Annotated in this window: 21 protein-coding genes; 4 read left to right on the top strand and 17 right to left on the bottom strand. The window is 70.1% G+C overall.

What is annotated here, in order from left to right:
• Positions 1 to 105: 105 nt before the first annotated feature.
• Positions 106 to 1,464 (top strand): protein kinase, encoded by a 1,359-nt coding sequence (locus AB0I69_RS17210; protein ID WP_363096462.1) that lies wholly within the window; start codon positions 106 to 108, stop codon positions 1,462 to 1,464.
• Positions 1,465 to 1,647: 183 nt separating this feature from the next.
• Here the strand turns inward: AB0I69_RS17210 and AB0I69_RS17205 are convergent, their stop codons facing one another.
• From AB0I69_RS17205 to AB0I69_RS17155, 11 genes are all read right to left on the bottom strand, one after another.
• Positions 1,648 to 2,043, bottom strand: coding sequence for an NUDIX hydrolase (locus AB0I69_RS17205; protein ID WP_363096461.1), 396 nt, complete (start codon positions 2,041 to 2,043; stop codon positions 1,648 to 1,650).
• An 8-nt stretch (positions 2,044 to 2,051) separates the two neighbouring features.
• Positions 2,052 to 2,870 (bottom strand): RNA methyltransferase, encoded by an 819-nt coding sequence (locus AB0I69_RS17200; protein WP_019059837.1) that lies wholly within the window; start codon positions 2,868 to 2,870, stop codon positions 2,052 to 2,054.
• 81 nt (positions 2,871 to 2,951) lie between these two features.
• Complete coding sequence (gene cobA, locus AB0I69_RS17195; protein WP_363096460.1) at positions 2,952 to 4,184, bottom strand: uroporphyrinogen-III C-methyltransferase; 1,233 nt, start codon at positions 4,182 to 4,184, stop codon at positions 2,952 to 2,954.
• Between the two features lie 118 nt (positions 4,185 to 4,302).
• The gene (cobT, locus tag AB0I69_RS17190) at positions 4,303 to 8,238 is read right to left on the bottom strand and encodes a nicotinate-nucleotide--dimethylbenzimidazole phosphoribosyltransferase (RefSeq protein ID WP_363096459.1); all 3,936 of its coding nucleotides are present in this window, start codon (positions 8,236 to 8,238) and stop codon (positions 4,303 to 4,305) included.
• A gap of 384 nt (positions 8,239 to 8,622) precedes the next feature.
• Positions 8,623 to 9,846: a precorrin-6y C5,15-methyltransferase (decarboxylating) subunit CbiE gene (gene cbiE, locus AB0I69_RS17185; RefSeq protein ID WP_363096458.1), complete on the bottom strand. Its 1,224-nt coding sequence runs from the start codon at positions 9,844 to 9,846 to the stop codon at positions 8,623 to 8,625.
• A 115-nt stretch (positions 9,847 to 9,961) separates the two neighbouring features.
• Positions 9,962 to 10,600: a GNAT family N-acetyltransferase gene (locus tag AB0I69_RS17180; protein WP_363096457.1), complete on the bottom strand. Its 639-nt coding sequence runs from the start codon at positions 10,598 to 10,600 to the stop codon at positions 9,962 to 9,964.
• A gap of 144 nt (positions 10,601 to 10,744) precedes the next feature.
• The gene (locus AB0I69_RS17175; protein WP_363096456.1) at positions 10,745 to 11,581 is read right to left on the bottom strand and encodes a MetQ/NlpA family ABC transporter substrate-binding protein; all 837 of its coding nucleotides are present in this window, start codon (positions 11,579 to 11,581) and stop codon (positions 10,745 to 10,747) included.
• A 20-nt stretch (positions 11,582 to 11,601) separates the two neighbouring features.
• On the bottom strand, positions 11,602 to 12,438 hold the full coding sequence (locus AB0I69_RS17170) for a MetQ/NlpA family ABC transporter substrate-binding protein (RefSeq protein WP_363096455.1): 837 nt from the start codon (positions 12,436 to 12,438) through the stop codon (positions 11,602 to 11,604).
• 88 nt (positions 12,439 to 12,526) lie between these two features.
• Positions 12,527 to 13,231: a methionine ABC transporter permease gene (locus tag AB0I69_RS17165; protein ID WP_363096454.1), complete on the bottom strand. Its 705-nt coding sequence runs from the start codon at positions 13,229 to 13,231 to the stop codon at positions 12,527 to 12,529.
• Positions 13,228 to 14,262 carry an ATP-binding cassette domain-containing protein gene (locus AB0I69_RS17160; protein ID WP_363096453.1) on the bottom strand — a complete coding sequence of 345 codons (1,035 nt, stop codon included), beginning with the start codon at positions 14,260 to 14,262 and terminating at the stop codon, positions 13,228 to 13,230. The genes AB0I69_RS17165 and AB0I69_RS17160 overlap by 4 nt, the downstream gene beginning before the upstream one ends.
• A gap of 318 nt (positions 14,263 to 14,580) precedes the next feature.
• Entirely contained in the window at positions 14,581 to 15,231 is a 651-nt protein-coding gene (locus tag AB0I69_RS17155; RefSeq protein ID WP_363096452.1) for an HAD family hydrolase, read from the bottom strand.
• Positions 15,232 to 15,282: 51 nt separating this feature from the next.
• Here AB0I69_RS17155 and AB0I69_RS17150 point away from each other — a divergent pair, with 51 nt between their 5' ends.
• Entirely contained in the window at positions 15,283 to 15,642 is a 360-nt protein-coding gene (locus AB0I69_RS17150) for a hypothetical protein (RefSeq protein ID WP_363096451.1), read from the top strand.
• A 1-nt stretch (position 15,643) separates the two neighbouring features.
• On the top strand, positions 15,644 to 16,102 hold the full coding sequence (locus AB0I69_RS17145; RefSeq protein ID WP_363096450.1) for a hypothetical protein: 459 nt from the start codon (positions 15,644 to 15,646) through the stop codon (positions 16,100 to 16,102).
• Here AB0I69_RS17145 and AB0I69_RS17140 read toward each other — a convergent pair.
• From AB0I69_RS17140 to AB0I69_RS17130, 3 genes are all read right to left on the bottom strand, one after another.
• Entirely contained in the window at positions 16,092 to 16,589 is a 498-nt protein-coding gene (locus AB0I69_RS17140; protein WP_363096449.1) for a GNAT family N-acetyltransferase, read from the bottom strand. The two genes, AB0I69_RS17145 and AB0I69_RS17140, sit on opposite strands and share 11 nt — an antisense overlap.
• Positions 16,590 to 16,635: 46 nt before the next feature.
• Complete coding sequence (locus tag AB0I69_RS17135; RefSeq protein WP_363096448.1) at positions 16,636 to 17,142, bottom strand: sigma-70 family RNA polymerase sigma factor; 507 nt, start codon at positions 17,140 to 17,142, stop codon at positions 16,636 to 16,638.
• Positions 17,143 to 17,215: 73 nt separating this feature from the next.
• A complete protein-coding gene (locus AB0I69_RS17130) occupies positions 17,216 to 18,397 on the bottom strand; it encodes a glycerophosphodiester phosphodiesterase (protein WP_363096447.1) in 1,182 nt (393 codons plus the stop codon).
• Between the two features lie 302 nt (positions 18,398 to 18,699).
• Here AB0I69_RS17130 and AB0I69_RS17125 point away from each other — a divergent pair, with 302 nt between their 5' ends.
• On the top strand, positions 18,700 to 19,389 hold the full coding sequence (locus AB0I69_RS17125) for a lysophospholipid acyltransferase family protein (RefSeq protein ID WP_363096658.1): 690 nt from the start codon (positions 18,700 to 18,702) through the stop codon (positions 19,387 to 19,389).
• Between the two features lie 70 nt (positions 19,390 to 19,459).
• On the opposite strand, the gene AB0I69_RS17120 is transcribed toward AB0I69_RS17125, so the two are convergent.
• The 3 genes from AB0I69_RS17120 to AB0I69_RS17110 all read right to left on the bottom strand — a co-directional run bounded on the left by AB0I69_RS17120 (position 19,460) and on the right by AB0I69_RS17110 (position 22,601).
• The gene (locus AB0I69_RS17120; RefSeq protein WP_363096446.1) at positions 19,460 to 20,983 is read right to left on the bottom strand and encodes an MFS transporter; all 1,524 of its coding nucleotides are present in this window, start codon (positions 20,981 to 20,983) and stop codon (positions 19,460 to 19,462) included.
• On the bottom strand, positions 20,980 to 21,546 hold the full coding sequence (locus AB0I69_RS17115; RefSeq protein WP_363096445.1) for a helix-turn-helix domain-containing protein: 567 nt from the start codon (positions 21,544 to 21,546) through the stop codon (positions 20,980 to 20,982). The genes AB0I69_RS17120 and AB0I69_RS17115 overlap by 4 nt, the downstream gene beginning before the upstream one ends.
• A gap of 83 nt (positions 21,547 to 21,629) precedes the next feature.
• Positions 21,630 to 22,601 (bottom strand): aldo/keto reductase, encoded by a 972-nt coding sequence (locus tag AB0I69_RS17110; RefSeq protein WP_363096444.1) that lies wholly within the window; start codon positions 22,599 to 22,601, stop codon positions 21,630 to 21,632.
• Between the last annotated feature and the right edge of the window lie 83 nt (positions 22,602 to 22,684).

Below are 22,684 nucleotides of genomic sequence, written 5' to 3'. Positions count from 1 at the left end.
CCCACCCGGCACTGACAATCCGTCGGTCCGAGAGGGCGCGGCCTTTGCGCGCGGGCGCCCGTGGAAACGTAAGCTGTCGCTCGTCACACGGACCGGGCAGCGGGGATGAACATGGCGATGATGCGCCTGAGGCGCGAGGACCCGCGCGTCGTCGGCTCGTTCAGGCTTCACAGACGGCTCGGCGCGGGCGGAATGGGCGTCGTCTATCTGGGCTCCGACCGCAAGGGTCAGCGGGTCGCGCTGAAGGTCATCCGGCCGGATCTGGCGGAGGACCAGGAGTTCCGTTCACGGTTCGCGCGCGAGGTCTCGGCCGCGCGGCGGATTCGCGGCGGGTGCACGGCTCGGCTCGTCGCGGCGGATCTGGAAGCCGATCGGCCGTGGTTCGCCACTCAGTACGTGCCCGGGCCGTCGTTGCACGACAAGGTCGCCGACGAAGGGGCGCTCGGCGCGGCCGAGGTCGCCGCTATCGGGGCCGCCCTGTCGGAGGGGCTCGTCGCGGTTCATGAGGCTGGAGTCGTCCACCGGGATCTCAAGCCGTCGAACATCCTCCTCTCCCCCAAGGGTCCGCGGATCATCGACTTCGGTATCGCCTGGGCGACCGGTGCGTCGACGCTCACGCACGTCGGTACGGCGGTCGGTTCGCCCGGGTTCCTGGCGCCCGAGCAGGTGCGGGGGGCAGCGGTCACTCCGGCCACGGATGTCTTCTCGCTCGGAGCCACGCTTGCGTACGCGTCGACCTCCGACTCGCCCTTCGGGCACGGTAGTTCCGAGGTCATGCTGTACCGCGTGGTGCACGAGGAGGCGCAGCTGCACGGGGTGCCGGACGCGCTCGCGCCGCTTGTCCGCGCGTGCCTCGCGAAGGATCCCGAGGAGCGGCCCAGCACGCTTCAACTGTCCCTGCGGCTCAAGGAGATCGCCGCCCGCGAGGCCCAGGGTCTGTCCGACGTACGGCCGCCCGCGCCACGCGCCGGGGAAGCCGACCGGCCCACCGGGCGCCTCACCGAGAGCTACCCCGAGCAGCAGCGCACGCAGGGCGGGCGGCGTCCGCAGAGCCCTCAGGGCACTCCGGCGCCGCGCGGTGCCGCTCCGCCGTCCCGGGGCGGCGGTAGTCCGTCGCGTGGGGGTGGGGTGCCGTCCCGGCCGGGAGCTCCTCGGCCTACTCCGGCGGGGCGTAACACCACCCGGTCCGGTAGCGGGAGTCGTCCCGCGCCTCGTAGTGGGGCTGGGCGGACTGGGCCGCGGGCCACGGGGACCGGGCGGCGGCCGGCTAATCCGCGGTTGCTGCGGCAGCGGTTGTTCGTGTTCGTCGTGGTGACGCTGTTGGTGGCGCTGGGGATCGCGGTGGCTCAGGGGTGTTCGGGGCCGGCTCATGGGCTTGGGCGTATGGGGCACGGGAGTGTCGTCGGGGCGGATGGTCGCGTTTCGGACGGGTGGTACGGGGCTGTGGGCAGGTTCGCCGGGTAGGGGTGTTTCGGTGTTTCGCCCCCGCCGCCCCTACCCGTCCCATCCTCCAGGGGCTGCCGCCCCTTCGGCCCCGCCTGGGGCTGCGCCCCAGACCCCCATCGGCCTGAACGGCCTCGTCCTCAAACGCCGGACGGGCTGAAAGATGCCGGCCTGCGCTGCATAGTGAACGTCGGGCTCGCGTGTCTACAAGCCCGGCAGCACGTGCTCGAAGAACTCTCTGTCCGCGTCGAAAGCCGGCGTCATCGTCAGGAACTCCGTCGGTGTGACCCAGCGGACCTCGGAGACCTCGCCCGGGTCGGGGACGATCGTGCCGTTGCCCGTTTCCTTGGCGGTCCACCAGTGGAGGCGGAAGGTGCCGTCGTCGGTCTCGGACTGCCAGACCTTGGAGAGGGGGGAGACCGTGAGGCCCACCTCCTCGTGGACCTCTCTGACCAGGGCTTCTTCCTGGGTTTCGCCTGGTTCCAGTTTGCCGCTGAGAGGGGCCCAGTAGCCGGAGCGGGCCGAGTCGGGGCCCCGGCGGATGACCAGGACACGGTCCGCGCGACGGAGTACGGCGACGATCGCCTCTCGCTGGGCCAAGCGGGCTCCTAGAGTTCGGGGCGGCCGGTGGCCACCGCGTAGAAGGCGACCGCGGCCGCGGCGCCCACGTTGAGGGAGTCGACGCCGTGGGCCATCGGGATGCGGACCCATTCGTCGGCGGCCACCAGGGCCTGGGTCGACAGGCCGTCGCCCTCGGCGCCCAGCATGAGGGCTACTCGGTCCATGCGGTGCGGGGCCGCCTCGTCGAGGCTCTTCGCCTTTTCGTCGGGAGTGAGGGCCAGGAGCGTGAAGCCTGCCTCGCGGACCGACTCCAGGCCCTTGGGCCAGCTGTCGAGGCGGGCGTAGGGGACCGAGAAGACCGCACCCATCGAGACCTTCACGCTGCGGCGGTACAGAGGGTCCGCGCAGTCGGGAGACAACAGGACCGCGTCCATGCCCAACGCCGCCGCCGAGCGGAAGATCGCGCCAATGTTGGTGTGGTCGTTCACCGACTCCATGACCACGACCCGGCGGGTTGTCTGGAGGAGTTCGTCCGCCGTGGGAAGCGGTTTGCGCTGCATGGAGGCGAGTGCGCCTCTGTGCACGTGGTAGCCCGTCACGCGTTCGGCCAACTCCGGGCTCACCGCGTAGACGGGGGCCGGGAGTTCGTCGATGACGTCCCGCATGACGTCGACCCACTTCGCGGACAGCAGCATCGAACGCATCTCGTAGCCCGCGTCCTTGGCCCGTCTGATGACCTTCTCGCCCTCGGCGATGAACAGGCCCTCGGCCGGTTCACGCTTGCGGCGCAGCTCTACGTCGGTCAGGCCCGTGTAATCACGCAGGCGCGGGTCGTCGGGATCCTCAACGGTGATGAGATCGGCCACAGGGTGATACTGCCTTGTCCTGGGTGTGCTGCCAACGGCTGGGAACGGGTTGTGTTACCCGGGGTTACGCAGATGCCGCGATTACGCGGAGGTCTTCGGGCCTACGGTGACGACCGCGCCGATGACGATCACCGCCGGCGGCTTCACGTCCTCGGTGCGTGCGGTCTCGCCGACCGTCGCGAGCGTTGCGTCCACGCGGCGCTGGGCGGCCGTCGTGCCCTCCTGGATCAGGGCGACGGGGGTGTCGGCCGGCTTGCCGTGCGCGATCAGGGTGTCGGCGATCTTTCCGATCTTGTCGACGCCCATGAGGATCACGAGGGTGCCGGTGAGCTTGGCGAGGGACTGCCAGTCGACCAGCGAACGTTCGTCGTCGGGGGCGACATGGCCGCTGACCACCGTGAACTCGTGTGCGACTCCTCGGTGGGTGACCGGGATGCCGGCGGCGCCCGGGACCGAGATCGAGCTGGAGATGCCGGGCACGACCGTGCAAGGGATGCCGGCCTCCGCGAGCGCCTGGACCTCCTCCATGCCACGGCCGTAGACGAAGGGATCGCCGCCCTTGAGGCGGACCACCGACTTGCCCTGCTTGGCGTGTTCGATCAGGGCGTTGTTGATGGCCTCCTGGGCCATGTAACGGCCGTACGGGATCTTCGCGGCGTCGATGACCTCGACGTGCGGCGGAAGTTCGGCGAGGAGGTCGCGGGGGCCGAGGCGGTCGGCGATGACGACGTCGGCCTCGGCGAGGAGGCGGCGGCCTCGGACCGTGATGAGGTCGGGGTCGCCGGGGCCGCCGCCGACGAGGGCGACGCCCGGGGTGCGGGTGCGGTGGTGGGGGGCGACGAGGGTGCCGTCGCGCAGGCCCGCGACGACCGCGTCGCGGATGGCGGCGGTGTGGCGGGGGTCCCGGCCGCGCGCGTTCGTCGTGAGTACGGCGACCGTCACTCCCTCGCTGTGGCCCGTTGCCGGGGTCCATGCGGTGGCCTGGTCGGCGTCGTCGGATCGGACGCACCAGACGCGGTGCGCTTCCGCCTCGGTGGAGGCCCGGTTGTTCGCTTCCGGGTCCGTGGTCGCGATCAGGGCGTACCAGGCGTTCGCCAGGTCGCCTTCCGCGTACGGGCGGCGCTCCCAGGTGATCTCGCCCGCGTCCGCCATCGCCTCTACCGAGGGGGTCGCCTCGGGGGATACGAGGGTGATGTCCGCGCCCGCCGCGATCAGCGCCGGGAGGCGGCGCTGGGCGACCTGGCCGCCGCCGAGGACGACGACCCTGCGGCCGGTGAGGCGGAGGCCTACGGGGTAGGCGGGGTTTTCGGCCATGAGGGTGCGGCTCCTCTTTTACGGCGTGCGGTGGCCCTGACGTGCAGATTTTACGGGCAGGGGGCTGTGGCGGCTCAGCCGGTCCAGTGGCTGAGCCGCCACAGCCCCCTGCGGGCGCCTACTTCTCGGTCACCCCTGCGGAGTCGAACGTCGCCACCTCGTGCATCGCCCGCGCCGTGCTCTGCACCAGCGGCAGGGCCAGCAGCGCGCCCGTGCCCTCGCCGAGGCGGAGGTCGAGGTCGACCAAGGGGCGCAGGCCGAGCTTGTTGAGGGCGGCCACGTGGCCCGGTTCGGCGCTGCGGTGGCCCGCGATGCAGGCTGCGAGGACCTCGGGGGCGATCGCGCGGGCGACCAGGGCGGCGGCTCCGGCGCTGACGCCGTCCAGGATCACCGGCGTACGCAGGGAGGCGCCGCCGAGCAGCAGGCCGACCATGGCCGCGTGTTCGAAGCCGCCGATCGCGGCGAGTACGCCGATGGGGTCGGCCGGGTCCGGCTGGTGGAGTTCGATCGCGCGGCGCACGACCTCCGTCTTGCGGGCCAGGGTCTCGTCGTTGATGCCGGTGCCCCGGCCGGTGACCTCCGCGGGGTCGGTGTCCGTGAACACCGAGATCAGGGCCGCGGACGCCGTCGTGTTCGCGATGCCCATCTCACCGGTGAGGAGGGCCTTGTTGCCGGCCGCGACGAGGTCGCGGGCCGTCTCGATGCCCACCTCGATGGCCTGCTTGGCCTCCTCGCGGGACATCGCGGGGCCGGTCGTCATGTCGGACGTACCGGCGCGGATCTTGCGCGGCAACAGGCCGGGCGTGGCCGGGAGTTCGGCCGCCACACCGACGTCTACGACACAGACCTCGGCGCCCACCTGGCCCGCGAAGGCGTTGCAGACCGCCCCGCCGCCGAGGAAGTTGGCGACCATCTGCGCCGTGACCTCCTGCGGCCAGGGAGTGACGCCCTGCGCGTGCACGCCGTGGTCGCCGGCGAAGATCGCGACGGCCGCGGGTTCCGGGATCGGCGGCGGGCACTGCCGGGACAGGCCGGACAACTGCGCGGAGATGATCTCCAGCATGCCGAGCGAGCCCGGCGGCTTCGTCATCCGCTTCTGCCGCTCCCACGCCTCACCGAGCGCCTTTGCGTCCAGCGGGCGGATACCTGCGACGGTCTCGGCGAGCAGGTCGTGCGGGTCCTCACCGGGCAGCGCCCGACGGCCGTACGTCTCCTCGTGCACGACCCAGGACAGCGGGCGGCGCTTGGACCAGCCGGCCTGCATCAGCTCGGGCTCGTCCGGGAACTCGTCGACGTAGCCGACGCAGAGGTACGCGATGACCTCCAGGTGCTCGGGCAGGCCGAGCGCGCGGACCATCTCGCGCTCGTCGAAGAAGCTGACCCAGCCGACGCCGAGGCCCTCGGCGCGGGCGGCGAGCCAGAGGTTCTCGACGGCGAGTGCTGCGGAGTACGGCGCCATCTGGGGCTGCGTGTGGCGGCCCAGGGTGTGCCGGCCGCCGCGGGTCGGGTCGGCGGTGACGACGATGTTCACCGGGGTGTCGAGGATGGCCTCGATCTTCAGTTCCTTGAACTGCTTGGCCCGGCCCTTGGGCAGCGACTTGGCGTACGCCTCGCGCTGGCTCTGGGCCAGTTCGTGCATGCCCCGGCGGGTGTCGGCGGAGCGGATGACCACGAAGTCCCACGGCTGCGAGTGGCCGACCGACGGAGCCGTGTGGGCGGCCTCCAGGACACGGAGCAGCACGTCGTGCGGGATCGGGTCGCTGCGGAAGCCGTTGCGGATGTCGCGACGCTCGCGCATCACCTTCAGCACGGCCTCACGCTCGGCGTCGTCGTAGCCGGGTGCCGCGGGGCCGGTGGACTCTCGTACGTCTTCCACTCCGGCCGTGCTCTCTTCCTCCTGGTCGGCGGCCCGGGTGTCCAGGTCGTCCGCGTGCTGTACGAGTTCGGGGTCGTGCTCCCCCGCCGGGACGGGCTGGGCCTCACGGGGGCCGGGGACGACCGCGAAGGTTCCCTCGCCGCCCTGCGGCTCCTCCGTGGGGAGGGTGAGGGGGTGCGGCGGGGTCGGCGCGAGGTGCGGGGTGGTGGGCACCGAGCCCGCCACCGGCACGAAGCGGCCGAGGGAGTCGTCCGGCTGCGGCTCTGCCGGGAACGCGTGCGGGGGCTCGGTGAACTCGGCGGCCGGGGCGGCGGGTTGGGCGAGTTGGATGCCCTCGGGGCCGACCGGGTGCGTCTGCGGCTCGGCGGCGAGGGGGAGGTGGGCCTCGGCGGCTTCCGTTCCGTGGCCTTCGACGACGGCGGGCTGCGGCGCGGGCACCGACTCCGCTTCCGCCGCGAACTGCGGGTCCGGTACGGCTTCGACCTCGGCGGGCGTAGCCGCGCTGTCGGGGTGTGCCGCGTCCGGGTCCGTGGTGGGGTGGACGGCCATGGATGTGACCTCGGTGAGGGGCGCGGGGTCGTCGGCCGTGAACGCGGCTTGCGCAACGTCGGGGGCGGCGACGGCGAAAGATCCGGCTTCGGGGGCCGGCAGTGCCTCAACTCCCGCAGGAACAGCGGGAACAGCAGGAACAGCAGGAACAGGCGGAGTTTGGCCGACGTCCGGGACGTGACCGGCCCCGTCGAGAGGAGCGGCCTCCTGAGCGAGAGGGACAGTCTCCTGAGTGTGAGCGGCAGCGAGAGCCTGCTCAGCGTCGGGGGCGAACGCGACCGCGACTGCGTCTTCGGGTGCCTGCCCGGCACCGTGCACCACGCCGGCTTCAGCTACCTGCTCGTTCCCAACAGCGAATCCGGCGGCGACGCCTTCACCGGCACCCGTGACGCCCACGGCCTCCGGCATCGGCCCGGCATCGGAAGCGAACGCCTCCTCGATACCCGAAGCACCCGACGCGACATCGGCCCCCGGCGCGGTCGTCAAACCGTCGGCACCCACCGGCACCGGATCGGCGGCCGGAGCCACAGCACCGTCCTGGACCTGCCCGGCAACCGGAGCGGCGAACTGCTCAGGCACCTGGCCGCCGTTCAGCGCGAACGCGTCTTCAGGCACCTGCCCGGCATCCACCGCGAACGCGGCCTCGGGTACCTGTCCCGCATCCACCACCGACGCGTCCTCGGGCACCGGACCCGTCCCGACAGCAAACGCGCCCTCGGCCGCAGCGCCGTCTTCCGGCGCGTAACCGACCTCGACAGCGTGTACGCCGTCCGGCGCGAACCCCGCCTCCGAGTCCTGGCCATATGCCTGCTGACCGGCGACCGATTCCTCGGCGCCTTCCGGCAGTTGGCCCGTCTCGGGGGCACCGGCGGTTCCAGAAGTCTCCGTGCTCGCGTGCGGGGAAGGGACGGACACCGCGGTCTCCGCCGCGTACAGCTGGCCGTGCCCCTGCCACTCCTCTCCGGCGTCCGGAGCCTGCGCCATGACCGAGCCCTGCTCGGGGGCAGCGGCCGGGCCGGCGTCCACGGCAGTGGCGACACCCCCGGTCTCCCCTTCCCCGGCCTGGGCCACGCCGCTCGGTTCGCCAACCGGAGCAACCGTTTCCGCTGTCTGCACCCCTGCGCTCACCGGCGCCTGGGCGCCCCAGGGGGCCGCGCCCTGCGGGGGCAGGTCGCGGAGTTGGGGTGCGTCGAGGTACTCGGGGCCGGTCGTCGGCGGGCCCGGCTGCCGTACCGGCGCGCCCGCGGGGCCGCGGTCGGCCAGGGAGCGGACCGGGCTCGCGGAGGTGTCGGGGAGGGGCGGGCCGAGGTGCAGCGGGCGGCGCGGGGTGACCGGCGCGGGCGGCGCTTCGGGGAGTCGGACGCCGCCGAGGTCGACGGAACCGCTGTCGCGGCCGGCCGTCTCGTGCGGGCCGGGCTCGTGGACGGTCTCGACGACGGGCTCGGGGGCGGGGGGCGGGACCTCGTTGCCCCAGGCGCCCTGGGCGCCCGGCAGCAGCAGGAGGTCTTCGTCCTCGGCGGTGGTCTCGGAGAGGTAGGTGTACGCGCCGTGCGCGGGAACGCCTGGCTGTTCCACCATGCCTGCGTTCTCCGGCAGCCCCTCGGCCGGGATCTGGCCGGTGTCGGTCATGCGTACCCCTCGCCCATCGGTTAGTGCTTCTACGACCCGCTCACCGGGAACGGCGCACCGACCGCCCCGCAGTGGAGAACGAGCGTGCCTGTCCAGCGGCACGAACGACCCGACGCCAAAAAGCGACAAAGCCATTTAGACGACAAAGCCATTGACTGGCATTGTCGCGGCCGTTGCGCCGTCGCGACAGGTTGACCCGCGACGGCCCGCTGTGGACTGCGCCACGTTGCGCGTCCTCCGGTTCCGCCGTACCACACTCACCCCAAAACGGGCGGGTTTTCCGGACATTGACGAACGAAGTGCCGGGTCACCCGATGCGGTACAACAGTCCGCCAGCCTACCGCGCGCAGTACGACAACAGGATCACGGGGACGGTTCGAGGGGTCAGGAAACGCGCTCCGGAAGGAGGCCGCTGAGCAGGAACGCGACGCTCCGTTCCGTCTCCGTCCAGGCCCTGGTGTCGAGTTCGACGGACTGGAGGAGGGCGCACTCGACGTGGTAGCCGTGCTCCGAGAGGTCGCGGCCGACGAGTTCGGCCTCGTCGCGGGTGGAGGCGTGCGCCACGATGCGCTGCGGGCGCCGGTCGGCGACCGCGGAGACGACGGCCACTCCCCCACCGCCGACCCGTACTACGTCGGGTTCGGGCAGGTTCTCCAGGATGTGCGGGGCGTCGCCCTGGACGATCTGGAGGTGCACGCCGAAGCTGCGGGCCGCGGAGTCGGTGCGGGTGCAGGCCTGGGTGTCGCGGTCGACGGCGATGACGGCGGCGCCGGCGCGGGCCGCCTCGATGGCGAAGGCACCGCTGCCGCAGCCGATGTCCCACACGAGATCTCCGACGCGCGGGCCGAGGCGGGCGAGTTGGGCGGCCCGGAGCAGATCCGTCTCGCCTTCGCCGAGCCCGCCGCCGTAGGCCTCGGCGGGCAGGGTCCAGCCGCGGGCGACGGCGGCCGGGTCGCGGCCGGCGATCCAGCCCTCGCTGCTGGTTCCGGTGACGGCCGGGCCGACCGGGCCGCCCATGACGATGACGACGTTCGGGTCGCGCCAGCTGCGGTCGGCGGCCTTGTCGGAGGTGAGGACGGTGACCTGCTCGTGCTCGGTGCCCAGTTCCTCGCAGATGACGAAGGTGCGGTGGACGCCCTCCATGAGGAGACCGAGTTCGGCGGGTCCGGCGCCCGGTGAGGTGAGGACGGCGACTTTTGTGTGGGCTCGGCACACGTTCACCGCGCGTCGCAGGGTGCGCCTGTGTGCGACCACCACTTGTGCGTCGTCCCAGGGCATGCCGGCACGGGCGAAGGCGGCGGCCACGGAGGAGACGGCGGGGACTACCTCCACCTCAAGGCCGAACTCCGGTGCGCGCAGGGTCCGTACGACTCCGAAGAAGCCCGGGTCCCCGTCGGCGAACACGACCGCGGTGCCGCGGTGCCCGGCGATACGGCGGGCGGCGAGGGCGACGCTGCCGAGGCGGATGCGCTCGGCTCGCTGCGGTACCTCGGGAAGATCCAGATGGTGGGCGGCGCCGGCCACCAGCGTGGCGGCGCTCAGGGCGGAGCGTGCCGCGGCGGTCAGCGGAGAGCCGTCCCAGCCGATCACCGTGACGCGGTCGGCCATCGTCGTCAGTCTCCAGGGGTTTTTCGCAGGTCGTCGGGGAAAGCCGCCCCTACGCGGGCACCGTGAGGGTACCTGGTGCGGCTGGGAGGTGCTCCCTGGGCGGTACCCGCCGCATTCAGTTCCAGTCGGCGAGTGACGTGAAACCGTCGGCGTCTTCGAGCTGTTCGGCCGTGCCCTCCAGGTCCTCGGGGAGGAGGCTCCACACGATGAAGTCGGTGCGGACGTCGCTCCAGGTGCCGTCGTCGGCGTGGACGTGCGCTATGCACGCGTTGCGCAGGACGCCCTCGCTGATGCAGCCGATCTTCTGGGCCACCTGCTGGGAGGCCGTGTTGTCGGCGGCGGTGCGCAGTTCGATGCGCTCCAACTTCTGGTCCCCGAACAGCCATTGGGCGGTGGCGAGCGCCGCCTCCGAGGCGTATCCCTCACCGCGCGCCCAGGGGGCGATGACGTACGACAGCTCGGTGGACCGGATGTGCCAGTCGGTCTTGGTCAACTGGACGATGCCGACGAGCCGTTGGGTGAGGAACTCGGTGACGGCGAGGTCCAGGCCGCGGCCCGAAGTCCGTTCGGCGGGCGCGTAGTTGGTGATCCACTCAAGGGCGCCGGCCTCGGTGAACGGCTGGGGAACGTCGGTCCAGGCCGCGACCTGTTCGTCGTTCATCATCTCGGCCAGGGCCTGCACATCGTCCTCGTCGAGGGGCCGCAGCACCAACCGCTCCGTGCTGATGGAGATGTTGGGGAAGGTGCTAGTCATGCGCCACTCCGTAACCTTTGGAAAATGTTCAGGGCCTACCTGAACTGCCCAGCATGCAGCATGAAAGCAGTGAACCGCACCACGGGGTCCACCCGCGGTGAGCGAGTGGACCCCGTGCGTGGTGATACGCCGTATACGCCCCTGTCAGCCGGAAGTGACCGGCAGGACAGAGCCCTTGTACTTCTGCGCTATGAACTTCTTCACGTCGGAGGAGACGAGCAGCTTCGCGAGCTTCTCGACCCGGGGGTCGTCCTCGTTGCCGCGTTTGACGGCCAGGAGGTTGGCGTAGGGGTTGTCCTTCGCCGACTCCAGGAGGATCGCGTCCTTGGCGGGGCTGAGGCCCGCGTCCTGGGCGTAGTTGTTGTTGATGACGGCCACGTCCACGTCGTCGAGCGAGCGCGGCAGCTGTGCGGGGTCCAGCTCCGTGAACTTCAGGTGCTTCGGGTTGGCCGTGACGTCCGCGGGGGACGCGTCCGTGCCCGCGCCCGCCTTGAGCGTGATCAGCCCCTTGGCGGCGAGGAGTTTGAGGGCGCGCCCTTCGTTGGTGGTCTCGTTCGGGACGGCGACGGTGGCTCCGTCGGCGAGCTTCGCGATGTCCTTGATCTTCTTGGAGTACACGCCCATCGGCGGCAGGTACGCCTTGACGACCGAGACCAGGTCGGTGTCCTTGGACTTGTTGAACTCGTCCAGGAAGGGCTGGTTCTGGTAGAGGTTCGCGTCCAGCGAGCCCTCCTGGAGCGCGGTGTTCGGCAGGACGTAGTCCGTGAACTCCCTTATCTCCAGCTTCAGTCCGGCCTTCTCGGCCAGGTTGTCCTTGATGTACGTCAGGACCTCGCCGGCCGGCACGGCGGTGGCGCCGACGACGAGGGTGCCGTCGGCCTTGCCACCGCTCTTGCCGGAGCCGGAGCCCGAACCGCAGGCCGCGAGGCCGAAGAAGGTCACGGCGAGTCCCGCCGCCGTGATGGCGATGCTCTTGCGCATGGTGAATCCCCCGACTCGGATCAGAAGGACGGAATGACGGAACCGGCGTACTTGTCCTCGATGAACTTCTTCACCTCGGGCGAGGTCAGGAGCTTCGCGAGCTTCTTGACGCGCGGGTCCTTCTCGTTGCCCTTCTTCACGGCGAGGAAGTTGCCGTAGGGGTTGTTCGTCGCGGACTCCAGGACGATGGCGTCCTTGGCGGGCTTCAGACCCGTGGAGATGGCGTAGTTGCCGTTGATGACGGCCGCGTCGACGTCGTCCAGGGAGCGCGGGGTCTGGGCCGCCTCCAGCTCCTTGAACTTGAGGTTCTTCGGGTTCTTGGTGATGTCCGCGGGGGTCGCCTCGTTGCCCACACCGGACTTGAGGGTGATCAGCCCGTTCGCCGCGAGCAGCTTGAGGGCGCGGGCCTCGTTGACGCTGTCGTTCGGGACGGCGATCGTCGCGCCGCTCTTCAGGGCGTCGGCGCTCTTCACCTTGTGGGAGTAGAGGCCGAGCGGCTCCAGGTGGACCGTGACGACGGGCACGATGTGGGTGCCGTTCTTCTTGTTGAAGTCGTCCAGGTACGGCTGGTTCTGGAAGTAGTTGGCGCCCACCGAACCGTCCTCGGTCGCCGTGTTCGGCGTGACGTAGTCGGTGAACTCCTTGACCTCCAGGTCGAGTCCGGCCTTCTTCGCCAGGTGGTCCTTGACGTAGTCGAGGATCTCGGCGTGCGGCGTCGGGCTCGCGGCGACGACCAGCGGTCCGCTGTAGTCGGAGGAGGCCGAGGAGGAGCCCTTGTCCGAGCCGCAGGCGGAGAGCGCGAAGGTGAGGGCTCCGGCGGCGAGGACGGCGGTGGTGAGCTTTGCGGTGTTACGCACGAAAAGTGCCTTTCCTGAAGGGTGTTGCGTGGTACGACCCCGCGTTGGGTGGTGCGGGGAGCCTTTGGGGTGGGGTGGCGGGATGGGCCTACGCGGCCTTCAGCAGCCGGAGCCTCGGCGCGGGTCCTGACCGTCCGCCGCGCCGGTGCACGGAGCGGGCCGCGTAGTCGCCGGTGAACTGGATGAGGGAGATGACGACCGCGAGGATCGCCACGGTGATCCACATCAGCTGGGTCTCGAAGCGCTGGTAGCCGTAGCGGATGGCGATGTCGCCGAGGCCGCCCGCACCGACCGTGCCGGCCATCGCGGAGTAGCCGATGAGCGCGACGATCGTCGTCGTGGTGCTGGAGATCAGCGAGGGCAGGGACTCCGGTACGAGGACCTTGCGCACGATCGTCCAGGTGTTGCCGCCCATCGACTGCACGGCCTCGACGAGCCCGCCGTCCACTTCGCGGACAGCTGTCTCAACAAGGCGCGCGAAGAAGGGGATTGCCCCGATCGCGAGCGGCACGATGGCGGCCTCGCGGCCGATGGTCGTGCCCGTGATGGTCCGGGTGAAGTTCATCAGCGCGACCATGAGGATGATGAACGGCAGTGAGCGGGCGACGTTCACGATCTGCCCGATGACCTTGTTGGCGGCGACGTTCTGGAGCAGGCCGCCGCGGTCGGTCAGGACGAGCAGGATGCCGAGCGGGAGTCCGCCGACGACGGCGATGACCGTGGACCAGCCGACCATGTACAGCGTGTCCCAACACGCCTGGGACAGCAGGGGCTGCATCTCGGACCAGGTCACTTGGCACCTTCCTTCAGCAGTACGGGCTCCTGGCCCAACACGTCGATCTGCAGGCCCTGTTCGCGCAGGAAGCCGATCGGCACGACGTTGTCCTCGTAGCGGCCGGGCAGTTCGATGCGCATACGGCCGACCTGGAGTCCGCCGACGGTGTCGATGGCGGCGCCGAGGATCGAGATGTCGATGTTGTAGGTGCGCGAGAGCTGGGAGATGACGGGCTGGGTGGCGGCCTCGCCGTGGAAGGTGACGTCGACGACCGTGCGGTCCTCGCCGTGCGCCTCGCCGCTGACCGGGAAGAGCGCGGAGGCCAGCTCGGAGCCGGGGGTGGCGAGCAGTTCGCTGACCGTCCCGGACTCGACGATGCGGCCGTTCTCCATGAGGGCGGCCGAGTCGCAGACGTTCTTGACGACGTCCATCTCATGGGTGATGAGCAGGACGGTCAGGCCCAGCTGCCGGTTCAGGTCGCGCAGCAGCTGGAGGATCGAGCGGGTGGTCTCCGGGTCGAGGGCGCTGGTGGCCTCGTCGGAGAGCAGCACCTTGGGGTCGCCGGCCAGCGCGCGGGCGATGCCGACGCGCTGCTTCTGACCGCCGGAGAGCTGCGCCGGGTAGGACTTCGCCTTGTCGGCGAGCCCGACGAGGTCGAGGAGTTCGAGGGCCTTGGCGGACCGTTCCTTCCCGGACTTGCCGAGGATTTCGAGCGGCAGCTCGATGTTGTCCTGCACGGTCCGCGAGGAGAGCAGGTTGAAGTGCTGGAAGACCATGCCGATGCGGCTGCGCGCCTGCCGGAGTTCCCGTCCGGCGCGCGGTCCGCGCCCGGCGAGGGCGGTGAGGTCCTGCCCGGCGACGGTGACCGTGCCGGCGGTGGGCTTCTCCAGCAGGTTGACGCAGCGGATGAGCGAGGACTTGCCGGCGCCGGACTGGCCGATGACGCCGTACACCTCGCCTTCGCGGACGTGGAGATCGACGCCGTCGAGGGCGGTGACCTCACGGCCGCGTGAGCGGTAGACCTTGGTCAGGCCCGATGTGGTGATCACTGGGGTTCCATGACTGTCGGGTACGCGGGCGTGGGTGTGCCCTGGTACGAGGGGGGAAATGTGCGCGGGGCGGCGTCAGTCACGTACGAAATACGAGGTACGGACATGCCACAGCGGCTCGCTTCGGGGCGCGAGGCTCGGGGGTGGTGCGGGGGCCCTCTAGAAGGCGCACATTCGACACATACAACGAGCACCGGGCGTCAGGGTCGCCTCGGTCGCAAGGGTGCGGTTGCTCGTCGTGGTCATGGAATCAGTAAAGCAGACGTACGGTCCTGACAAAGGGCCGCTGTCCGCATGCCGGACAGCGGCGGACGCCCGTCAGCCGCGCCCGGAGATCTCCACTCCCTCGTCGCTGACCAGGGCGGACAGGGCTGACAGGTCACTCACAACAAGGTCGGCGTCGAGCTCGTGGGCCTCGTGGGTTGTGGCCAATGCCACGGTGATCATCCCGGCCGCGCGGCCCGCCTGGAGTCCCGCCGGGGCGTCCTCGAAGACGACACAGCGGGCCGGGTCGACGCCGAGTTGGCGGGCGGCGAGGAGGTAGGGCTCGGGGTCGGGCTTGCCGCGCGTGACGTCCTCGGCGACCACGAGGGTCTTGGGGAGGATGCCGGCGTACGCGAGCCGGGCCTCGGCGAGCCGGCGGGTGGCGGAGGTGACGACGGCCCAGCGGTCGGCGGGCAGCGAGTCGAGGAAGTCCCGGGTGCCGGGCAGCAGGACCGCGCCCCCGTTGGGCACGTCCTCGACCTCCAGCGCCTCGATCCGCGCGACCGCCGCGGGGACGACGTCGGCGGGCAGCAGGTCGGCGGCTATCGCCACGGCGGTCCGCCCGTGCAGTTCGACCCGGGCGAAGTCCTCGGCGGTGATCCCGAACTCCTCCGCCCACCGGGTCCAGCACCGGCGTACGGATTCGAGGGAGGAGACGAGCGTGCCGTCGTTGTCGAACAGGAGGGCCTCAGCATGGATCTTCATGTTCCCGACCCTACGGTCACCGGGTCTTTTGGCCCGTAATAGGGTCACGGCATGCTTGATGCCCTGACGCTGGCGACCGGTGTCGCCGCGCTGCTGCTCGCCGCCTGGTGCGGGTGGGCGGCCTACCGTGACCAGTCGACCAAGGACTGGCACTTCATCGGGATGGCCGTCGTCACCCTGCTGGCCACGGTCCAACTGGTGGTCGGGATCGTGCAGTTGGCGCGCGGCGAGAAGGCGGAGCAGGGCACGGCGATCTTCGTGGCGTATCTGCTGGGCGCGTTCGCGGCGGTCCCGGCGGCGGGTTTCATGTCACTGGCGGAGCGCACGCGCTGGGGTTCGGCGACGGTCGCGGCCGGCGGTGTGGTCCTCGCCGTGCTCGAAGTGCGGCTCTACGACATCTGGGGAAGCTGAGATGACCACCGTGGAAGAGAACACCGTGGAAGAGAAGCCGAAGCGGCTCATCAGCGGGCCCGGCATGCTGCTCGTCTGGTTCTACGGGGTGATGGTCGTCGGCGCGGTGTCCCGCTCCGTCTACCAGATCGCCACCGAGTTCGACCGGGCGCCGCTCGCCTACTCGCTGTCGGCCGTGGCAGGCGTGGTGTACGGGTTCATCACGTACTCCCTGATCCGCGGCGGCGAGAGGGCCCGCAGGGCGGCACAGGTGTGCTGCGCCGCCGAACTCGCGGGTGTCCTGATCGTGGGTACGTTGACCGTGATCGACAGCTCGGCCTTCCCGGACGCGACGGTCTGGTCGTACTACGGCGCGGGGTACATCTTCATCCCCGTGCTGCTGCCGCTGTCCGCGCTGTACTGGCTGCGGAAGAACCGCACGGTCGACACCGGCGACACGGCCGACACCGTCACGCCGTAGCGACGTACGCCTCGACCGGCTTCTCCAGGACGATCATCGGTACGCCGTCGTCGCCCTGGGAGGTGCCCACGGTCTCGTAGCCGACGCGGCGGTACAGGCGGAGGTTGCCCTCGCTGCGGTGGCCGGTGTGGAGGCGGAACTTCTTGGCGCCGCGCTCCTCGGCCAGGGCGGATTCGGCCGCGCGGAGCAGGCGGGCGCCGATGCCGTGACCCTGGAGGCGGGGGTGGACGCAGAGTTTGCCGATGGCCGCCGCGCCGTCCTCCGTCACCGTGCCGCGGACCGATCCGACCACCTCCTCGCCCAGCCGGGCGACGAAGACGCAGTCGGAGCCGACCTCGTCCCGGACCGAGTCGAGGCTCTGGACGAGCGGGTCGATGCGGTAGTTGCCGTACAGCGCCGCCTCGCTCTGGAAGCACAGGTACTGCAGCCTGAAGATCTGCTCTGAGTCCTGCTCGGTCGCCACCGAGATGGTCACGCTCATGCCCATGTGCGCACGCCTCCCGCTCACTTGATCGCCATGTGGTTCCTCACTCCTATCCCCGCGCTTCGCGAGCCGCAACCTCCGGCGTCAGCAATCGCCGAAGACATCCCAGACATCTGGAACGTTCCGGGCCGAGACTGCCCTGTGAGATACCCAACTCCCCCGCGATCTCGCGATAGGTGAGGTCCTTGGGCGACAGCAGCGCCTCCATCAGACGCGGGCAACGACCCGGCAGACGGCGCACGGCGTCATGGAGCGCGCGGTGCCTGGCCGCCGTGAGGGCGGTCTGCTCGGGGCCGCGGTCGCTGTCCTCGGCGGGATCACCGTCGTAGGACTGCTCGATGCGAGCCGTACGGCGGGTGCGCCGGGCCTCCGAGCGGACCGCGCGGCGGAGCCAGCGCTGGGGGTCGACGGGTGGGCCGGAGGCGTCGAGGCGTTCCAGGAGGCGGAGCAAGACGGCCTGTTCGATGTCGCCCGGCTCGGTTCCGGAGGCATATGCCTCGGCGGAGGCCTCGGCGGCGAGCAGTGGGCGCAAGGTGGCGACGAGTTGGTGTGTCATATGCGGCACGACGCGGCCGCCCCGGCGGAAGGTTGCCGGGGCGGCCGTCTGTCACTCCAACGGGGCGCGGGGCTCAGCCGTTGACGAAGTCCGCGCGGGCGAGGAGGCCGGTGTCGGCGTTGTCGGTGAAGACACCGTCGATGCCCGTGGCGAAGTACCGCTTGAAGGCGCCGAACGCGTCGCCGTAGGCGTCCGGGGCGGTGCCCTTGCGGTACTCCAGCGGCAGGAAGGGGTTCTCGTTGCGCATGGTGTAGGGGTGCAGGATCAGGCCCGCCTTGTGCGCGTCGGCGACCAGGGTGGTCTCCTTGTTCAGGCTGCCGTCGGCATTCTTCGTGATGATCAGGTCGAGCGTCGGGCCCAGGCCGTCCGCGTACGTCGCGATCTCGGCGAGACCCTTCGGCTTGACCAGGTCGTCGACCGTGCGGGGGTCGCCCTGGTCGATGAAGTCGAAGGGCTGGGTGCCCGTGCCGGACAGCAGCACCACCAGCGGGTTGCCGACGAGCTTGTTGATCTTCGCGATGCTGGTCGGCTCGAAGGACTGGATGAGGACCGGGGAGTTCTTACGGTCCTTGCCGTGCTTGCGCAGGATCGTCGAGAGCAGCTTCTCCATCTCGAACCCGCGCTTGCGGAAGTAGGTGGGGTGCTTCATCTCGGGGTAGATCCAGACCTGCTTGCCGCGCTTGCGGGTCTGCTCGTCCTGCCACTTGAGCACCTCTTCGAAGGTGGGGATCTCCCAGCGGCCGTTGTAGAGCATGTTGTGCGGGCGGTTGACCGGGATGCGCTCGATCGCGCGCAGGGTCTTCAGCTCGGCGAGCGTGAAGTCCTCGGTGAACCAGCCGGTGGTGGAGACACCGTCGAGCAGCTTGGTGGTCTTGCGGGAGGCGAACTCGGGGTGGTCCGCGACGTTGGTCGTGCCACCGATCTCCGGCTCGTGCCGGCAGACGAGGTGGCCGTCCTTGGTGGGGACGAGGTCACCGGCCTCGACGATGTCGGCGCCCAGGTCGAGGGCCAGGTTGTACGAGCCGAAGGTGTGCTCCGGGCGGTAGCCGCTGGTGCCGCGGTGGCCGACGATCGTCGGCTTGGGCAGGTCCTTCAGGCCGCCCCCGTGACGGGCCGTCGTGGCCTCGGCGGCTCTCGCCGCGCCCGCCGGTCCGAGTGCGGCCACTCCCGCGCCGAGCACGGCGGCGCCGAGCAGCGCCCGTCGTCCGGTGCCGTTGACTCGCTCGTTCGGCCCCTGCGTTCCCTGCGTGTCCATGAAACCTCCTGGCGTCGCCCCGTCGGTGCGCGCCGATCGTAGGTGCGCGTACATGACGAACGGGAGACCTCGGCCGGAACACGGCGGTGACGCTGGATGTCGTACGGAAGGCGAGGTTTGACACGCCGTCACCGAGGAACGCGAGATGTGTCACAACATGGCGGTCCGGTTACGGGGCGGTCCTGGCGCGGCACCGCAGGTAAACGTGCGTCAACACTGCGTAAGACCTCGGTGAACCCGATGTGCATTACCCCGGGCGCCGCGAGTATCGTCCTCACCTGCACAGATTTATATCGAACCCCTTGACACCGGAGGGCCCGTTGTCCCGCTTCGCGCTCATCAAGGCACTGCTCGGACCGATCATGCGCCTGATGTTCCGCCCCCGGGTGGAGGGAATCGAGCACATCCCGGGAGACGGTCCGGTGATCCTGGCCGGCAACCACCTCACCTTCATCGACTCGATGATCCTTCCGCTGGTCTGCGACCGGCAGGTGTTCTTCATCGGCAAGGACGAGTACGTCACCGGGGAGGGGTTCAAGGGGCGGCTCATGGCCTGGTTCTTCACCGGGGTCGGGATGATTCCGGTGGATCGCGACGGTGCGAACGGTGGCGTCGCCGCGCTGATGACCGGGCGGCGTGTGCTGGAGGAGGGCAAGGTCTTCGGGATCTATCCCGAGGGGACGCGGTCGCCTGACGGGCGGTTGTACCGGGGGCGTACCGGGATTGCTCGGCTCACGATGATGACGGGCGCGCCTGTTGTTCCGTTCGCGATGATCGGGACGGACAAGTTGCAGCCGGGGGGTGCGGGTTTCCCCCGGCCGGGGCGAGTGACTGTTCGGTTCGGTGAGGCGATGGAGTTCTCTCGGTACGAGGGGATGGACCGGGATCGGTATGTGCTGCGGGCTGTGACCGACTCTGTGATGACTGAGGTCATGCGGTTGTCTGGGCAGGAGTACGTGGACATGTACGCCACTAAGGCCAAAGCCGCGTAGGGGTTCGTTGTTGGGTGCGGGTGCGTTGTGGCTGGTCGCGCAGTTCCCCGCGCCCCTTAACGGCACTGCCCTACCCGGCGTTTTCCAGGTTCTGCCCCTTGAGCATGAACCATGCTGCAACTGCCGTTGCCAGTAGGACCGTTGCGCCTACCGCCGATGCCACGCTGAGGCCACCGACGAAGGCTTCTCTCGCCGAGGTCAGCATTTCCTGGGACGCGTGAGAGGGCATTCCCGCTGCCGCTTCCACCGCTCCGCCCAGCGACTCGTGTGCCCCGCTCGGTGTGCCCGCCGGAGCTGCGAAGCCCCGGTAGACGCCCGTCACGATGGAGCCGAGTACGGCGATGCCCAGGGCCGCGCCGAGTTCGTAGGCCGTTTCCGAGACCGCTGAGGCCGCGCCCGCCTGTTCCTTCGGTACGGAGGAGAGGATGACGTCGGCTGTCACCGTGAAGGAGAAACCGGCGCCTACGCCGACCACCAGGAGCGCGGCGCCGAGGATCGGGTAGCCGGTCGACTGGTCGAGTGTGGTCAGTACGGCGAGAGACAGACCGACTGCCGCCAGGCCGCCGGCGACCACCGCGCGGACCGAGTAGCGGCGAGCCGCCCTTCCCGCGATCAGACCGGCCGTCACCGCGCCTACCGCGGCGGGGATTTCGGCGAGGCCCGCCTCGAACGGGCCCCTCCCCTGGACGAGTTGCAGGTACTGGGAGAGGAAGAACACCAGCCCGGACAGGCCGAGGATGGTCAGCAGGTCGGCCAGGACCGCCGCGCTGAAGCCGCGGTTGCGGAACAGGCGCATGTCCAACAGGGGTGCGGGAAGCGTGAGTTGGCGGCGTACGAACCAGTACAGGGCCGCCGCGCCCACTGCGCCCACCGCGAGCGAGGGCAACGCGAAGCCGTGGGTCGCCGCCTCCTTGACGGCGTAGACCACACCGATCACACCCACCAAGGACAGGACCACGCTGATCAGGTCCCACGGGCCCGGGTTGGGGTTCTTCGACTCCGGGAGCGTCTTGATGCCGACCAGGACCAGGACCGCCATCACGGGCAGGTTGATGAGGAAGACCGAGCCCCACCAGAAGTGTTCGAGCAGGAAGCCGCCCGCGACCGGGCCGACTGCCGTACCGGCGGAGGCTGTTGCGCCCCAGATACCGACGGCGAGGCTGCGTTCGCGCGGGTCGTGGAAGAGGTTGCGGATCAGGGCGAGGGTGGCGGGCATCAGGGTCGCGCCCGCGACACCGAGCAGCGCCCGCGCCAGGATCATCAACTCCGGTGTGGATGCATAGGCGTTGAGGATCGACATCGCGCCGAACGCCGTGGCTCCGATCAGCAGGATCTTCTTACGGCCGATGCGGTCGCCGAGGCTGCCCATCGACACGAGCAGGCCCGCGATGACGAAGGAGTAGACGTCGCCGATCCAGAGGAGCTGGGTGCCGGAGGGCTTCAGGTCCTCGCTGATGTACGGGGTTGCCAGGCCGAGGACCGTCGCGTCCACGGCCACCAGCAGCACGGCGAGCACGAGGACGGAGAGCGCGAGCCAACGGCCCGGGCGCTTCTCCGTCTCCGCTGCGACCGCCGGCTGCAGGGTGCTGGTCATGATTCCTCTCTCCGTGTTTCGTCTCTGCGCAGTGCGCCGCCGAGCAACAGCTCGACAATCATGTGGGTGAAGTCGTTGGCGGCGACCCGGCCCTCCTGGACGGCCCAGGCGCCGGAGGCCATCAGGCCGTACAGGGCCTCGGTGAGCCAGGCCGGGGTGAGGTCGATGCGGAACTCGCCGCCGGACTGGCCGCGCCGGAACAGCGCGGCGATCCGGTCGTCGATCCGGGTCCAGCCCTCGTTCTGTTCCTCGCCCTCGAACAGCTGGTTCTCGGAGTAGAGGAACGCGAGCAGACCGGCCGCGGGCTCCAGCGCGCGTACGAGTCGTCGTACGGCGTCGCTCGCCGGCCCCTCGTCCAGGCGGGCCGTAACCAGCGCGGACTCGCACTCGGCGATGCCGAGCGCCTCCAGCGCACGGACCAGCGCGTCACGTCCGGCGAACTGGCGGTGCAGGGTGGCCCGGCTGATTCCGGCCGCCTTGGCGACCTCGTCCATGGTGGACGTGGATTTCCGGGTGAGCAGGGCGGCTGCGCTGCGGAGTACGTGGTCACGGTCGACGGCCATGAGACAACCATAACCCATGTGAGACATTAGTGTCTCATCACGGGCATGCGTGACTCACAGTTTGAGGTCGGAGTGGGTGCCGGTCAGTGCCAGGGCAGCCGGCCGCGCCGCTCCCAGTACACGTGCGGGTCCTCCACCAGCGTTGCCAGGCGGGCCAGTTGGTCCTCGTCGAGGTCCACGGCCGCCGCGTGCAGGTTGGAGGCGAGCTGTTCCAGAGTGGCCGCGCCGGAGAGGACCACCCCGGCCCACGACTGGCGCAGGATCAGGGCAAGGGCGATCGCGTCCGCGTTCAGAGACACCTCTTCGGCTACGGCCTTCAGGGCGTCCGGCGCGTACGGCTCCGCCAGCCGCCCGTTGGCCATGCCCTCCTTGATGATCACCGTGAGTCCGGCGTCGTGGGCCTCGGCGAGGGCGGGGCCGGCGGAGGTCTCCAAAGCGTTGTACGTCGACTGCACGGTACGGAAGAGGGGCTCGCCGTCGACCGCCACGGTGAGCGCGGCGCGGATCGCGTCGGCCTGTGCGGGGCCGCTGGTGGAGAAGCCGATGGTCACGCCCGTTGCCGCCAACTCAGCCAGTTTCGCGTGGAGTTCCTTGTCGGTGAGGGCCGGGCTGTCCGGGGTCACCGAGTGGATCTGGTAGAGGTCGAGGCGGTCGCCGAGGAGGTGTGCGGTCTCGGCGCGCTGGCGCTCGTACGTCTGGACGCCGTGGTCCTTGACCTCGTGCTTCTCGGCGTCGGTGGTCCAGTCGGCGGTGTAGGTGTAGCCCCACTTGCTGCCGACCACGATGTCGTCGAGGTCGGGGTTGGCCTTCAGCCAGTCGGCGAGGAACTCCTCGGAACGGCCGTAGGAGCGGGCCGCGTCGAAGTAGCGGACGCCTTGTGCGTAGGCGGCGTCGAGGAGTTCGTGGCTTCGCGTGCGGAGTGCTTCTACGGTGCGGTTCTCTCCGAGGTCTTCTTCCCTGCCGAGGTTGATGTAGCCAGGGCGGCCCACTGCGGCGAGGCCCAGTCCGATGTGGCAGGTGGGGGTCGTTGCGGTGGCCAGTCGGGCGAAGGGCATCGCGGGCTCCGTATACGTCGGCTCCGGTGTGGCTTCCGACCAACGTAACCTGCGATGACCTTCGCTTCAGAGCTCGGGGGCTT

This window comes from Streptomyces sp. NPDC050508 (assembly GCF_040655155.1).
Taxonomy (GTDB): domain Bacteria; phylum Actinomycetota; class Actinomycetes; order Streptomycetales; family Streptomycetaceae; genus Streptomyces.
This window is presented reverse-complemented; position numbering and strand designations above follow the sequence as displayed.

Excerpts from the sequence above, each read along its gene's own strand:
- AB0I69_RS17120 (WP_363096446.1), bottom strand. The coding sequence starts at position 20,983 with ATGACCAGCACCCTGCAGCCGGCGGTCGCAGCGGAGACGGAGAAGCGC.
- AB0I69_RS17140 (WP_363096449.1), bottom strand. The coding sequence starts at position 16,589 with ATGGGCATGAGCGTGACCATCTCGGTGGCGACCGAGCAGGACTCAGAG.
- cobT (WP_363096459.1), bottom strand. The coding sequence starts at position 8,238 with ATGACCGACACCGGCCAGATCCCGGCCGAGGGGCTGCCGGAGAACGCA.
- AB0I69_RS17145 (WP_363096450.1), top strand. The coding sequence starts at position 15,644 with ATGACCACCGTGGAAGAGAACACCGTGGAAGAGAAGCCGAAGCGGCTC.
- AB0I69_RS17175 (WP_363096456.1), bottom strand. The coding sequence starts at position 11,581 with ATGCGCAAGAGCATCGCCATCACGGCGGCGGGACTCGCCGTGACCTTC.
- AB0I69_RS17155 (WP_363096452.1), bottom strand. The coding sequence starts at position 15,231 with ATGAAGATCCATGCTGAGGCCCTCCTGTTCGACAACGACGGCACGCTC.
- cbiE (WP_363096458.1), bottom strand. The coding sequence starts at position 9,846 with ATGGCCGACCGCGTCACGGTGATCGGCTGGGACGGCTCTCCGCTGACC.
- AB0I69_RS17180 (WP_363096457.1), bottom strand. The coding sequence starts at position 10,600 with ATGACTAGCACCTTCCCCAACATCTCCATCAGCACGGAGCGGTTGGTG.
- AB0I69_RS17150 (WP_363096451.1), top strand. The coding sequence starts at position 15,283 with ATGCTTGATGCCCTGACGCTGGCGACCGGTGTCGCCGCGCTGCTGCTC.
- AB0I69_RS17110 (WP_363096444.1), bottom strand. The coding sequence starts at position 22,601 with ATGCCCTTCGCCCGACTGGCCACCGCAACGACCCCCACCTGCCACATC.
- AB0I69_RS17210 (WP_363096462.1), top strand. The coding sequence starts at position 106 with ATGAACATGGCGATGATGCGCCTGAGGCGCGAGGACCCGCGCGTCGTC.
- AB0I69_RS17130 (WP_363096447.1), bottom strand. The coding sequence starts at position 18,397 with ATGGACACGCAGGGAACGCAGGGGCCGAACGAGCGAGTCAACGGCACC.
- cobA (WP_363096460.1), bottom strand. The coding sequence starts at position 4,184 with ATGGCCGAAAACCCCGCCTACCCCGTAGGCCTCCGCCTCACCGGCCGC.
- AB0I69_RS17135 (WP_363096448.1), bottom strand. The coding sequence starts at position 17,142 with ATGACACACCAACTCGTCGCCACCTTGCGCCCACTGCTCGCCGCCGAG.
- AB0I69_RS17115 (WP_363096445.1), bottom strand. The coding sequence starts at position 21,546 with ATGGCCGTCGACCGTGACCACGTACTCCGCAGCGCAGCCGCCCTGCTC.